Annotated in this window: 12 protein-coding genes; 7 read left to right on the top strand and 5 right to left on the bottom strand. The window is 57.5% G+C overall.

From position 1 onward, the window contains the following. Positions 1-91: 91 nt before the first annotated feature. Together V7680_RS05500 and V7680_RS05495 are read left to right on the top strand one after the other, a co-directional pair. On the top strand, positions 92-1,633 hold the full coding sequence (locus tag V7680_RS05500; protein WP_335652285.1) for a Do family serine endopeptidase: 1,542 nt from the start codon (positions 92-94) through the stop codon (positions 1,631-1,633). 104 nt (positions 1,634-1,737) lie between these two features. Beyond that, positions 1,738-3,318 (top strand): helicase HerA-like domain-containing protein, encoded by a 1,581-nt coding sequence (locus tag V7680_RS05495; RefSeq protein WP_335652284.1) that lies wholly within the window; start codon positions 1,738-1,740, stop codon positions 3,316-3,318. A gap of 48 nt (positions 3,319-3,366) precedes the next feature. On the opposite strand, the gene V7680_RS05490 is transcribed toward V7680_RS05495, so the two are convergent. The 3 genes from V7680_RS05490 to queF form a co-directional block, all read right to left on the bottom strand. Continuing rightward, positions 3,367-3,759: an acyl-CoA thioesterase gene (locus V7680_RS05490; RefSeq protein WP_335652283.1), complete on the bottom strand. Its 393-nt coding sequence runs from the start codon at positions 3,757-3,759 to the stop codon at positions 3,367-3,369. 81 nt (positions 3,760-3,840) lie between these two features. Beyond that, positions 3,841-4,929 carry a glutathione S-transferase family protein gene (locus tag V7680_RS05485; protein WP_335652282.1) on the bottom strand — a complete coding sequence of 363 codons (1,089 nt, stop codon included), beginning with the start codon at positions 4,927-4,929 and terminating at the stop codon, positions 3,841-3,843. Further along, a complete protein-coding gene (queF, locus tag V7680_RS05480; protein ID WP_335652281.1) occupies positions 4,929-5,399 on the bottom strand; it encodes a preQ(1) synthase in 471 nt (156 codons plus the stop codon). Before queF ends, V7680_RS05485 begins: the two co-directional genes overlap by 1 nt. A 28-nt stretch (positions 5,400-5,427) precedes the next feature. Here queF and V7680_RS05475 point away from each other — a divergent pair, with 28 nt between their 5' ends. The 5 genes from V7680_RS05475 to V7680_RS05455 all read left to right on the top strand — a co-directional run bounded on the left by V7680_RS05475 (position 5,428) and on the right by V7680_RS05455 (position 11,375). Next, positions 5,428-6,702, top strand: a complete 1,275-nt coding sequence (locus V7680_RS05475) for a hypothetical protein (RefSeq protein WP_335652280.1) — start codon at positions 5,428-5,430, stop codon at positions 6,700-6,702. A gap of 193 nt (positions 6,703-6,895) precedes the next feature. Further along, entirely contained in the window at positions 6,896-7,732 is an 837-nt protein-coding gene (gene sseA / locus V7680_RS05470) for a 3-mercaptopyruvate sulfurtransferase (RefSeq protein WP_335652279.1), read from the top strand. Between the two features lie 26 nt (positions 7,733-7,758). Then, positions 7,759-8,958 (top strand): cystathionine beta-lyase, encoded by a 1,200-nt coding sequence (metC, locus tag V7680_RS05465; RefSeq protein WP_335652278.1) that lies wholly within the window; start codon positions 7,759-7,761, stop codon positions 8,956-8,958. Next, a complete protein-coding gene (locus V7680_RS05460) occupies positions 8,955-10,292 on the top strand; it encodes a mechanosensitive ion channel family protein (protein WP_335652277.1) in 1,338 nt (445 codons plus the stop codon). The genes metC and V7680_RS05460 overlap by 4 nt, the downstream gene beginning before the upstream one ends. Before the next feature lie 303 nt (positions 10,293-10,595). Then, complete coding sequence (locus V7680_RS05455; protein WP_335652276.1) at positions 10,596-11,375, top strand: TorF family putative porin; 780 nt, start codon at positions 10,596-10,598, stop codon at positions 11,373-11,375. 56 nt (positions 11,376-11,431) lie between these two features. On the opposite strand, the gene V7680_RS05450 is transcribed toward V7680_RS05455, so the two are convergent. Together V7680_RS05450 and V7680_RS05445 are read right to left on the bottom strand one after the other, a co-directional pair. Further along, complete coding sequence (locus tag V7680_RS05450; protein WP_335652275.1) at positions 11,432-12,979, bottom strand: ABC transporter ATP-binding protein; 1,548 nt, start codon at positions 12,977-12,979, stop codon at positions 11,432-11,434. Then, positions 12,976-13,764, bottom strand: coding sequence for an ABC transporter permease (locus V7680_RS05445; protein ID WP_335652274.1), 789 nt, complete (start codon positions 13,762-13,764; stop codon positions 12,976-12,978). Before V7680_RS05445 ends, V7680_RS05450 begins: the two co-directional genes overlap by 4 nt. Between the last annotated feature and the right edge of the window lie 2 nt (positions 13,765-13,766).

Genomic DNA, 13,766 nt, shown 5'->3' with positions numbered 1-13,766 from the left:
CATGAAAATCTCGTCATTGTTTGCGTGATTTTGAACGGATTTGGCGGCAGATATTCATTTGTTCCGCCAGAATTTTGAGAGGAAAATATCAGTGCGTTACGCTTACGGAATTTCAACAGCTTTGCTTTTGGCCGGCAGTGCAGCAACCTTGACCGGCGTCGTCCCGGCCGGTGCCCAAACCGCCGCCAATGACAGCTCGGTGATGCGCAATGTGGTACCACGTGCCAATGCACCGATGAGTTTTGCGGACCTGACCGAGCAGCTACAGCCCGCTGTGGTCAATATCTCCACCACCCAGCGCGTCCGGGTGAACAATAGCAATCCTTTCGCCGGCACGCCGTTCGGCAGCCTGTTCGGCAATCAGCAGGGCGGCAGCGGCGGCGCACAGACCCGCGAGGCCCAGTCTCTGGGTTCCGGCTTCATCATCTCGGCCGATGGCTATGTTGTCACCAACAACCATGTTGTTGCACCGGGCAACCGCAACGCGACGATTGAATCGATCAAAGTGATCATGCCGGACCGCACGGAATATGAAGCCGAACTGGTCGGTCGTGACGCTGCATCGGATATTGCTGTCCTGAAGATCAAATCAGCCAAGCCGCTGCCGTTCGTCAAATTCGGCGACAGCACGGCAACCCGCGTCGGCGACTGGGTGATTGCGATCGGCAATCCCTTTGGTCTTGGCGGAACCGTTACCACCGGTATCATTTCGGCTATCCACCGGAATACCGGTCAGGGCGGTGCCTATGACCGCTTCTTGCAGACCGATGCATCGATCAACCGCGGCAATAGCGGCGGACCGATGTTTGATCTCAACGGCAATGTCATCGGCATCAACAACGCGATCATCTCGCCCACCGGCGGCAATGTCGGTATCGGCTTTGCCATTCCTGCCGAAGTCGCAGGACCGATCGTCGAAACGCTGAAAAAGGGACAGACGATCGAACGCGGTTATCTCGGTGTCCAGATTAGCGGGCTTTCGGAAGATCTCGCGGACTCCCTTGGTCTCGAGAAAAACCTGGGCGAATTTGTCCAGCGCGTCGAGCCTGGCGAAGCGGCTGCAAAGGCCGGCATCCAGGCTGGCGATGTGATCACCAAGGTGAACGGCAAGACGGTCACACTTGACCAAACCTTGTCTTATCTGGTTGCCAACCTTCCCGTCGGCACGGATGTTCCGATCGAACTGATTCGCAATGGCAAGTCCATCAAGGTCAATGCCAAGCTTGGCAAACGTCCTTCGGAAGAAGAACTGGCCAGCAATACATTTGATCCTGATGCAGAAGCCGATACTCTGAATCAGGATGATGACAGCGCCAGCGCCCAGGCAACCGCCGATGCGCTGGGATTATCCGTGGTCGACCTGACCCCGGTAATTGCACGACAAATCGGCGTCCCTGCAACGGCCAAAGGTGTTGTCGTATCGATCGTTAATCCGAGCAGCGATGCCGCTCAGAAAGGCATTAAACGCGGTTTTCTGATCACCAGCGTCAATCGCCAGCCGGTGAACAGCGCAACCGATCTGGACAAGGCGATCGGCGAGGTAAAACGCTCCAAACGCAACGCGGTGCTGCTGCAGGTCCGCCGTGGTGCTCGCGATCCAGAATTTGTCGCGGTCCGCCTGCAGGAAAGCTAGGCACTTCTAAACAGATGTAACAGAAAAAGGCAGGCGCTTGACGCCGGCCTTTTTTTTGCGTCAAGCTAGTCGCAGCTTTGCAAAACAATTGAGGGAATCCGCCAATGGCCGACGCAACAGAAATATTTCTCGGACTGGGCGGCGGTGAGCAGCAAAGCCTGAATCTCTCCCGCGCCAACCGGCACGGCCTGATTGCTGGCGCGACCGGCACCGGCAAAACCGTCACCCTGCAGGGTCTGGCGGAAAGCTTCTCCGCCAATGGCGTCCCGGTCTTCGTGGCCGACGTCAAAGGGGATCTCTCCGGGGTTTCCATGGCTGGTTCCTCGCAATTCAAACATGCCGACAAGCTCGAGGAACGGGCAGCAGAACTGGGCATGAGCGATTATGCCTATTCCGACAATCCGGCAATATTCTGGGACCTCTATGGCAAGCAGGGCCATCCGATCCGGACCACCATATCGGAAATGGGGCCACTGTTGCTCGCGCGCCTGATGGATCTGAACGACACCCAGGAAGGCGTGCTCAATATCGTTTTCCGCTTTGCCGATGAAGAAGGGTTGCTGCTGCTCAACCTCGACGATCTGCAGTCGATGCTCGCTTATACTGCAGAGAACGCAAAGCAGTTATCGGCCAAATATGGCAATGTCAGCAAAGCCAGCGTTGGCGCGATCCAGCGCCAGTTGCTGCAACTCGATAGCCAGGGCGCGGGCCAGTTTTTTGGCGAGCCCGCTCTGGAAATCGACGATTTCATCAAATGCGACGATCAGGGTCGCGGCTATATCAACGTGCTCGCCGCCGACCAGCTGATGCGCAGCCCGAAGCTGTACGCGACATTCCTGCTCTGGCTGCTCGCCGAATTGTTCGAGACGCTGCCGGAAGTCGGTGATCCGACCAAGCCTAAGCTGGTTTTCTTCTTCGACGAAGCGCATCTGCTGTTTGACGACGCACCCAAGGCGCTGGAAGACAAGATCGAACAGGTCGTGCGTCTGATCCGCTCGAAAGGCGTCGGCGTCTTTTTCGTCACCCAGAACCCGATCGACATTCCCCAGAAAATCGCCGGCCAGCTTGGAAACCGTGTCCAGCACGCTTTGCGCGCATTCACTCCGCGCGACAAAAAGGCGATCAAGGCTGCTGCCGACACCTTCCGGATCAACCCCGATCTCGATGTCGAGCAGGCGATCACCGAATTGCGGGTGGGTGAAGCCCTGGTCTCGACCTTGCTGGAAGATGGTGCGCCATCGATTGTCCAGCGGACCTTGATCAAGCCGCCGCGCTCTCGTCTGGGGCCGGTCACGGTCAAAGAACGCGCGATCATGCGATCAATCTCGCCTTACGACGGCAAATATGACGTAGAGATCGACCGAAACAGCGCAGAAGAAATCCTTTCGCAAAAGGTGATCGACGCTACTGAAACCGCACAAGAAGTCGAGGAAAAGGGCGCCGAAGAGGTGGGTAAGCGCTCACGCAAGTCCAAGAGCATCTGGGAGAAGGCATTCAGCCGCGGTGCCAAGGTAGCGATGGGCTCAGCGGCGGGCATGGCCGCTTCGACAATGCTGGGCAAAAAATCCCGCGCCAATCCGATGCAGTCAGGGGTGACTTCCGCTGTAGGTTCGATGGTTACGGATCTTGCCGGCCCGGTTGCCGGACGTTTCGTTCGCAACCTGATCGGCGGGTTGATGCGTTAATTGCGGCGGCGCTGCGCTGCAAAAGCGCGGCGGAATGGCTCATCGTTGCTAACCGAAGAATTTTGCGACAATATCTTTCGCGAGGCGGGTCGGGCGCAAGGTGTCGGCATCGATACAGCACCAGCTCGACTGCACTTCGGCGAGCACTTCTTCACCGCGACGAATGACGGTGCTGTAAAAGGCACGGGCTCCGTGGACTTTTTCCAGCAGCACTTCGGCAATAACATCATCATCGAGAAACGCCGGCTTGCGGTATGTAATCTCGTGTTTGAGCGCTACCCATAAATGGGCTGTCACTGCTTCGGACGGGGCAATTTTCTGCCAGTGCGCGATCACGGCATCCTGCACCCATGTCAGATAATTGGCATTGTTCACATGGCCCATGAAATCGATATCACCGGGCTCGATCGCAATGCTGTGTTGGTGAGGAATACTGCTCATAGTGTAGACAATAAGATTTGCGACGGCCGATTGATAGGGGAAACTAAATTATTGTGCCAAATTTCCTGTCAGTTTCTTAGATTAACCCAGCGCCAGCTTGAAATTTTCGAACAATAACGGCAGTTTCATCCGAAAATTCTGGAAGGTCGAAGCACCGTTGATCGTCGACAGAAATTCATCTGCGGCTGATTTTTCGGCGCCTTCCAGTCCTTGATAATATTCCAGCGCGCGCTGCAACATCCACAGGCTGAACGGCGGCGCCATCCGCTGTCCGGAGACTCCTTCGACCGTAAATTCAGCCATGCCGACGGCACGGGGCAAGTCCGCGTCCGGATTGCCTTCAGCCCAAGTCGCCAGCATATCGGCTGTGGTCTGGAGGAAAGGCATTTGTTCACCCATCATCCGTTCAAGCACCGGAATCAGCGTTTCAGGCACTTCGTCATCGGGCAGAAATTCACCCGACAGCGGCGCTTTGACATCCACCATGCGTTCGACCCAGGCGGCAACGCGCGGGGCCAGACGTTTCATGATCTCGCCCGATGCGGGATCGCGATAGAGATGGGCATATAGCGGCCCGATCAGACCATAATCGCCGATCGAGGGGCGCGAGCCGAGAAGATAATCATATTGGGCAAAATGCCGGTCGAGATCGGCCAGAAGCGCTTCATAGCTCGCTTCAATCGCAGGGATAGTCAGCTCGTTAATCCCCAATATCGGGCAAAAGCCCTTGAACGCCTGACCGCGCTCGCGACCGATGACCATCTGCTCTTCCTTGTTGGCTTCCGGCGCTGCGACGGCACCAAATTCGCCGTAGACCCATTCTTCATTATAGTTCCAGCGATAGTGCATCGCCGGAATCACCAGCCATTCGTCACCGAACACTTCCATCAGCAACGCCACCAGCCGCTGCTTCGGCGTATCGGGATAGACGGACGGTCCACCGATCTCGGCTTCGAAATGGTCGATGATCAGCGTCGTGTCCTGAAGCGTTTCGCCTGCTTCGGTGACCATCACCGGAATGACCGGACGGCCCACTTTCGGCACGATAATCGTCTTGTAGACTTCCGTGCTACTGAGAATCTCCTCGTAATCCACCCCTTTCCAGTCGAGATAGGCCCGCGCCTTGCCGGAATAGAGCGACAGTGGTCCACCATAGAATTTATGCGTCATCAGCCTCGGCCCCGATAAGATGCGACGCCCTGTTCGGGAATCCATAGTCCTTTGGGCGGCTCGCCCGATTGCCAGAATATATCGATCGGAATGCCGCCGCGCGGATACCAATAGCCACCGATCCGCAGCCATCTTGGCTTCATTTCGTCGAACAGACGCTTGCCGATCCCGACAGTGCAGTCTTCGTGAAAAGCGGCATGATTGCGGAACGACCCGAGAAACAGTTTGAGAGACTTGGATTCGACGATGGTTTCATCCGGCGCATAGTCGATCACCAGATGGGCAAAATCCGGCTGACCGGTTACCGGGCAAAGCGAGGTGAATTCCGGCACGGCGAAGCGCGTCAGATAGAGCTCGCCTGCGCGGGGATTGGGAACATAATCGAGGATGGCCTCTTCCGGAGAGGAGGGCATTGCGCTTGCCTTGCCCAGAAATTTCGGGGCGGACGGAGAGGAGGGATCATTTGTCATTCCGACCATCTAATGCACGGGGCGCTTCATGTCATCACCCCTGCTACATTCATCGACCGTTCAGCGGATCGGGCCGCAATTTGTCCGAGAGATGAACGGGGATATGGTTGTTTTCCAGACGGTCGCACATATTGGCTTGAGAATGATTTTGGCTGGCGCAGTTTTGCTACTGTTCCCGAACGCACTCGCTATGGCTCAAGTGTCGAGCGAAGATCCACTGCCCACTCCTCAAAGCCGGCCATCACTGGAGGGCTATTCGCTGCCCCCCGGCCCTGGTCAGGCATCGGACCAGAATGTCCTGCAGGGGCCTGTTGACGAAGAAATTCCACTGGCACGACCGCCTGTTGTTACCCCGCGCGCCGCGCCTGCAAGAGCACCGGCGCAATCCGTCGATCCGATAGCCGGACCCGCCGACAGCGGAAGCGGTCAACCGCCACCACCGGTCAGACAGGCACCGCTCCGCGCCGGCGCCACCGAGGCAATAGCCCCGCCGGACCCTGAGCCGACAACGGAAAATCCATCAGCGGTAACGGAGGAACAGTCCGCGACGCCGGACGTGACCATCGAGGAGACCGATGCCAATCAAACCACAGGCGAAGCCCGGCCGGAGCCTGCATCGCGAAATGTTTCGAATGAGTCGAACGAGTCTAACGACTGGCTGCTTCTGCTGGTCGCAGCCCTGTTTTTCGTGCTGCTGGGTGGGATGTATATGTGGCGGACATATCGCACTTCCTCCAGAATATCGACTGCCACAAAAGTTGAACGACTGGAAACCAGCCAAACTGACCCAGTCCCAAAACTACCGGAACCACAGCAACATGTGCCGGTAATTGCGATAGGCTTTCAGCCCCACAAGGCCAACGCAACCTTGTTCAACGCGGTGGTGGGGTTCGAGCTGACGCTTTCCAATCAGGGCGACGAAGTTCTGACCGGCATCAAGGTCCATGGCGCGATGGTTCAGGCCGCAGAGCATAGCAGCGGTCGTCCCGTGGCGGACGACCTCCCGCCACTGCACGTCATTCCCAGTCTACTGGCCGGTAAAACCGAGACGGTCAGGACCGAATTGCGCGTGCCGTTGACGAGCATCGATCCAATCATATTCCGCTCACAGGCTCTGTTCGTGCCGCTGGTGCAAATCTCGATCGAATTTACCGATGGCGCTGGATTCGAATATTTCCAGACCGCAGCCTATCTGGTTGGTCAGGAACATCAGCCACAGCGCCCGAAACTGGCACCTTTGCGGCTGGATTTGGGGCCGCGCAGCTTTGCCCCGCTTGGCCACCGCCGGTTCGCTGAAGGATGATATATTCAGGTCGCGCCAGCGAACGGTACTGATTGTGGTGCAAATCGTGGACCACAGCGCCGATATTCCATGTAAAAAGACCACATAAGCGGTGGATTCGCGGAGCAATGCGTTATAGCCTCGACGTCAGGAAATCGAATCGCTAAACGGCGGGTCGAAAAGCGCAAATATTTGCGGGCATGAGGAGTTTAATATGGAATTGCTGGTAACGACCGAGTGGCTGGCCAATGAATTGGGTGCGTCCGATTTGCGAATTGTCGACGCGACAAAATTCATGGCCGATGCCGGACGCAATCCTGCAGCGGAATATGAGGCGGGCCATATCCCCGGCGCAGTATTCATGGACCTGAGCGAATTGACCGATGCCGGCAACCCGATCGAAAACATGCTTCCGCCGGCCGAGAAATTTGCCAGCCGCATGCAGTCACTTGGATTGGGTGATGGCAGCCGCATAGTATTATATGATGACAGCCCGCTCCAGAGCGCAGCGCGCGCCTGGTGGATGCTTACCATTTTTGGTGCGCATGAAGTTGCCATTCTCGATGGTGGCATCGCCAAATGGAAAGCCGAAGGCCGGCCGCTGGAAACCGGCAAGGAAGCCCTGCGTCACCGCCATTTCACCGTCTGGAAAGATGACAAGGACGTCCGCACCAAGGCAGATCTGCTCGCCAATTTACACAGCAAGGAAGAGCAGGTTGTCGACGCACGGCCTGCCGACCGGTTCAGCGGCGAAACCCCCGACCCTCGTGGTGCTACAGCCTCTGGCCATATCCCCGGTTCGATCAATATTCCCCACAGCAGCTTCTTCAACGCTGATGGAACGTGGAAAAGTGCCGAGGAAATCAACGCAATCTTCGCTGACGCTGGCGTCGACCTCTCCAAACCGCTGGTCACCACCTGTGGTTCGGGAATGACAGCAGCGGTGGTTTCCTTTGCAGCGGCCGTTGCCGGCGCAGAGAAAACCGCGCTTTATGATGGCAGCTGGGCCGAATGGGGCGCCGATGCGGACACCCCGAAAGCAACTGCTTGACGATGACAGCGCTGCTGGAACAATAGTTGGCCGATAACGACTCTGGTTCAAAAAAGCCCGCGACGCAGGTAGTTACCGGTGGTCGTCGGAAAATTTGGACCGGGGCCGTGGTCAATCCGCCCGTATGGCGCGGTAGCACGCATCTTTACGACAATGTCGCCCATCTCAGGGATGGCCTGAAAACCAATGACGATGGCCGCTTTTTCTACGGCCGCCGTGGTTCTCCGACCCAATGGTCGCTGGCAGAAGCATTGACCGAAATGGAGCCCGGCGCGGCCGGGACCATGCTCTATCCTTCGGGTGTCGCCGCCATTTCCTGTGCGCTGCTGGCGATTTTGAAGCCGGGCGACGAGGTCCTGCTGACCGACAGCAGCTATGACCCCAGCCGCAGCTTTGCCGATGCCTTCCTCAAGCGGATGGGCATCACCGCGCGCTATTATGATCCATTGATCGGTGCCGATATCGCCAGCCTGTTCGGTCCGAACACAAAGGCTATTTTGATGGAAAGTCCGGGCAGCCTGACCTTCGAGGTTCAGGATGTCCCGGCGATCTGTAGAGCCGCGAAGGCTGCCGGCATAATCACCCTGCTCGACAATACATGGGCGACCTCGCGATTCTTTCCGGCGCTGGAACATGGTGTCGATATCGCGATCACTGCCGCGACCAAATATATTGTCGGCCATAGCGACGTGATGATGGGCGCGGTTACCACCCATGACAAATATTGGGCCCGACTACGTCGCACCGCCCAGCAACTGGGTCAGGTGGTCTCTCCGGACGACGCCTATCTTGCAGCGCGCGGCCTCAGGACGCTCGACGTCCGTCTGCGGCAACATGAAGCCAGCGGGCTGAAAATTGCGCACTGGCTGAAGCAACGGCCCGAAGTCGGTCTGGTCCTCCACCCCGCCCTGCCCGATTGTCCGGGTCATGAAATCTGGAAGCGGGATTTCAAGGGCGCGTCGGGTCTGTTTTCATTCGAACTATCGGACGGCGACGACCAAGGCCGTACTGCTTTCATTGATGCGCTGTCGCTGTTCGGGATCGGTTATAGCTGGGGCGGATTTGAGAGCCTCGCGCTTCCGGTCGATCCTGCAAAGCACCGCACGGTAACAAAATGGTCCGGAAAAGGACCGCTGGTGCGGCTGAATATTGGCCTGGAAGACCCGGACGATTTGATAGCGGACCTTGCCAAAGGCTTTGAACATTACCACAGTGCGCGATCATGATTGATAACGCCCTTAAATATCTGGAAACGCTGGCTCCCGATACGCCGCGCAACCTCCAATATATAGAAGGTATAATCGCTGCGGGGCTTGCCGCAATCGCTCTGACGGCAGGCTGGTATCTCAGCAAATATATCGGACCCAAGCTGCGCCACCTCTGGGAAGCGCGCGCAGGCTACGAAAGCGAGCTTGCCGGTCGCCGAATTCGCGACATGACCCGCCGGGCGACCACGTTCATCCTTTGCGGCATATTTCTGGCCGCCTATCCCTGGCATCTGATCGCCCAGGTCGTCTTTTCTCTCACCATCGCGATCACGGTGGGCCTGTTTGCCAATGACCTGATCCGCGGGGTGCGGATGCCGGACTGGCTGGGCACTGCCATCGGTCTGGCTCTGTTTGTTACCATCGGCTCCGGTCTGGTCGGCGGCATCGCGCCGATCGCAGAGGCAATGGAGCGGGTGGGCTTTGACCTCGGGTCGCGCCGGATATCCTTATGGTGGATCGTGACCGGGGCGATGACCGCCGTCATGCTATTCGCAGTGGCCCGCGCCTTGATGAAAATAGTCACGCATGTCATCGGCAACAGCCAGCTGGATGGCGCACAAAAAGTTCTGGGTCAGAAGCTTGCAATTGTCGCGATTTTCACTGGTGCTTTCGTGCTTGGCCTCGACATACTGGGCATCGACCTGACCGCGCTGGCGGTCTTCTCCGGTGCTTTTGGTCTGGCTATCGGTTTCGGCATGCAGAAAACCATCGGCAACCTGATCGCCGGAATCATCCTGCTGATGGATCGTTCGATCAAGCCCGGTGATGTGATCGCGGTCGGCGATACATACGGCTGGGTCAACAAGATCGGGGTGCGAGCGGTCTCGGTGCTCACCCGCGAAGGAAAGGAACATCTGATCCCGAACGAGGATCTGATGACCCGCGAAGTTGAAAACTGGTCTTACTCGAGCCCGAATGTCCGGATCAGCATCCCGGTCGGCGTATCCTATAATACCGACATGGATCAGGCGATTGATCTGATGAAACAGGCCTGCGTCGATGTACCGCGCGTGCTCAACCATCCCAAGCCGGTCGTCTGGATGCTGGAATTCGGAGACAATAGCGTCAATTTCGAAATCCGCTGCTGGATCAAGGACCCGCAGTCGGGGGTCGGTAATTTCAAAGCAGCAATTCTGAAACGGGTCTGGGACCTGTTCAAGGAACATGGCGTCGAGATTCCCTTCCCGCAGCGCGACGTCCATATCAAATCGCTGCCAGAGGGCGGAACGATCAAACTTGAAGCCGGTTCGCAACCCACGATGAGCGAGTCAGAATCGACTGCGTCCAAATAAGCAAGTGCACCAGACCGGCGGCTGATATTGATAGCCCGGAGCATGAAGTGACGCATTATTAGCCACTCTGAATCATATCCGCCTAAATTTTAAGCGACCGCGAACCGGTTTGTTGCGCAAGTGCAACATTTTCAATTTATGTCATCTATTCTGTCGTTTTCTTTCTTGTGCGGCGCAATAATTTAGACCAGCTTTCCCTTACATGTTTAGAGACTGTTCGCGTTCGGGGCATCTGGCGCAATAAAAAGACAGCCGAGACAGAATACAGGAGGGGCGATTCGCATCAACGAGAAAGGGATTTCCATGCGCACGTCCAATATGAATATTCTTGGCAAAAAAGCCAAACTGAACCTCGCCGGCCTCTCGGCCATCCTGCTCGCCACCACGGCGACACCGGCTTTCGCTCAGGACGCCGACGCGCCCAGCGCGATCACAATCTCAGGAAATGCCGCGGTCACTTCAGATTACCGTTTTCGCGGCCTGTCCTTTTCCGATGGCGACATTGCAATCCAGGGTGGCATTGATGTCGCTCACGAAAGCGGTTTCTATGTCGGAACCTGGGGCTCTTCCATCGAAGACAGCGCCACATATGGCCATACGGAGCTAGACGTGTACGGCGGCTGGTCCGGTGAAGTGACATCCGGCCTGACACTCGATGTCGGACTGCTATATTTCATCTACCCCAATGGTGAAGGCGGCCTCGCCGGCCCAAGCGACTATTTCGAGCCTTATGCTTCGGTCGCCGGTTCAATCGGTCCGGTGGAAATCAAAAGCGGAATCGCTTATGCTTGGAGCCAGGACAGTCTCGGAAATTCCGACAATGTCTATATCTATACCGGCGCATCGGCAGGCATTCCGAACACGCCTATCACCTTGAATGCCAATATCGGCATCAATGACGGCTCTTTGGGCAATCCAACGGGTGTTCTCGGCGACAATGACTATGTCGACTGGATGCTCGGCGTCGATTGGGCGGTTACCGACAATCTGACCGCAACCCTGGCCTATACCGATACCGACGCGCCAGCGGTCAACAATTTCACTGACAGCGCAATTGTGTTCACTCTCGGCGTCTCGTTCTAAATTCACAAAAATAACGCTGAAAAAGGGGGCTGCTCGGGCAATCGAGCGGCCCTTTTTTAAGTGGCGGCGACCAGCCTTTGCGTTGCCGAATGGCGGGGATTATCGATCACCGCCTGCATATCACCGGTTTCGACAATGTGACCGTCATCCATCACCGCGATCCGGTGGCACAATCGACGGGCAGCGGCAATATCGTGGGTGATGAACAAAAGGCTCAGTCCGTTCTCCCGCTGCAATCGGGCGAGCAAGGCAAGAATTTCCGCGCCCACCAGCGGATCAAGCGCGGAAGTCGCCTCGTCGAGCACCAGAAATTGTGGCGAAGCGATGATCGCCCGAGCGATCGCAACCCGCTGCGCCTGACCACCCGACAGGCTGGCCGGTACGCGGGTCAGGAAATCGTCGGTCAGATCAACATCCGACAAGGCCCGCCGTGCCATGTCATTCCGCTCAGCCTTGGTCAGGTCTGGACGCAGATTGCGCAGCGGTTCGGCGACGATGTCGATGACCTTCCATTGCGGATCAAGGCTGGCGACCGGATCCTGAAATACCGGCTGGATCATCCTCCGCATTTCCAGACCGCGTTTGCGGCGCTCGGGAAGCGCCCTTCCCTGCCATCGAATCTCGCCCTTGGTGACCGGCCCGATACCGGCGATAGCCCGCCCGAGCGTCGACTTACCCGAACCAGACCCTCCGACCAAGGCGAGGGATTCACCCTGCCTGATCATGATAGCTGCATCGACTACAGCGGCGATTTTGCCGCGACGCCAGCCGGACCGTTGAAATTCGACCGCGACATCCTCGGTCTCGAGCAGGACATCGCCAGGCTCGCCTAGCTCCGGGGATGGCTCATCAAGACGCGGCGTAGCAGCGATCAGGCGCCTCGTATAATCTTCTGCAGGACGGGCAATCACAACAGCAGCCGAACCGCTTTCCAATACCCCACCCCGATCCATCACCACCAGCTGATCGGCATGCCCCTCGACCGAGGCAAGGTCATGGCTGACCAGCAGCATCCCCAGCCCCTGCTCGGCGCGTAGCTGGTCGAGCAGGTCCATGATCTCGGCGCGCAAGGAAGCGTCGAGGGCGCTGGTCGGTTCGTCGGCGATCAGCAATTTGGGACTGTGCGCAATAGCGGCGGCGATCATCACCCGCTGGCGCTCGCCACCGGATAAGCGGTGCGGGAACTGGTCGAGCCGCTCGGCGGGCCGGGAAAGACCAACCCGTTCGAGCTGTCGCACCAGATCATGCCGCGAAGGCCGCGTCGCGCCCGCCTGCATCGTCGCTTCCTGTAATTGCGCGCCGACCGTCAGATGCGGGGTCAGCGCGGTCAGTGGCTGCTGGAATATAAAACCGGTTAGCCTGCGACGCGCATCTCTCAATTGACCGGCATCGGCATGGACGAGATCAATATCATCCAACCGGATCGAGCCGGTGGCGATGCCCGGTGTCAGCCCAAACGGGGTCAGGCAGGTCAGGCTTTTTCCCGAACCGGATGCGCCGATGATCGCCGTGCACTGGCCCGGCTCGACCGTGAGGCTGACCTCTTCAACCAGCCGATGCCCTTCGATATCCACGGCGAGATTGCGGATTTCATAAAGGCTCACGAGAAGCGATCCCGCAAACGTTCGCCTTCGATCGTCAGACAGACCAGGATCACCACCAGCACAGCGCCGGGCAACAGCAGCCCGAGCGGGGCCATATCCATATCGTCAGCACCCTCCTTGACCAATATGCCGAGTGAGGTCAGCGGTTCCTGCACACCCAGACCGAGGAAGGATAGAAAACTCTCGACCATCACCACTTGCGGCACGGTCAGCATCAGATAGGCCAGCGCGACGCCGGCAATATTCGGCAATATGTGGCGCAATATGATTGTGATTGATGGCGTCCCTGCAGCCTCCGCAGCCAAGATGAACGGTCGCTGTTTGAGCGCCATTACCTGCCCCCTGACCACCCGCGCCATAGTCAACCATTCAACCAGTCCGATGCCGACAAAGACCAGCAATATTGACCGCCCGAATACCACCATCAGCAGAATGACGATGAACATGAAGGGCAAGGCATAGAGACCGTCGACAATCCGCATCATCGCCTCGTCGACCCGGCCGCCGATCCAGCCTGCGGTCGCTCCCCAGGCGATGCCGACGATCAGCGAAACCAGCGCCGCCGCGATAGCGACCATCAGCGTGATCTGCGTTCCGGCTGCCAGTCGCGCCAGACGATCCCGGCCAATTTCATCGGTACCGAAAATATGCGATCCACTGAACGCCGGCGAGCGAACCGCATCCCAATCAATCTGGTCGTAATTCCACGGAAGCAGCAACGGCAGCAATAGCGCCAACGTTACAAGCATCAGAACGATCAACAACGGAAAATGGCGTTTTAACATTA

This window comes from Parasphingorhabdus sp., assembly GCF_036963705.1.
Lineage (GTDB): Bacteria > Pseudomonadota > Alphaproteobacteria > Sphingomonadales > Sphingomonadaceae > Parasphingorhabdus.
The sequence above is the reverse complement of the archived record's forward strand: the minus strand, read 5'-3'. Positions and strand labels throughout refer to the sequence as shown.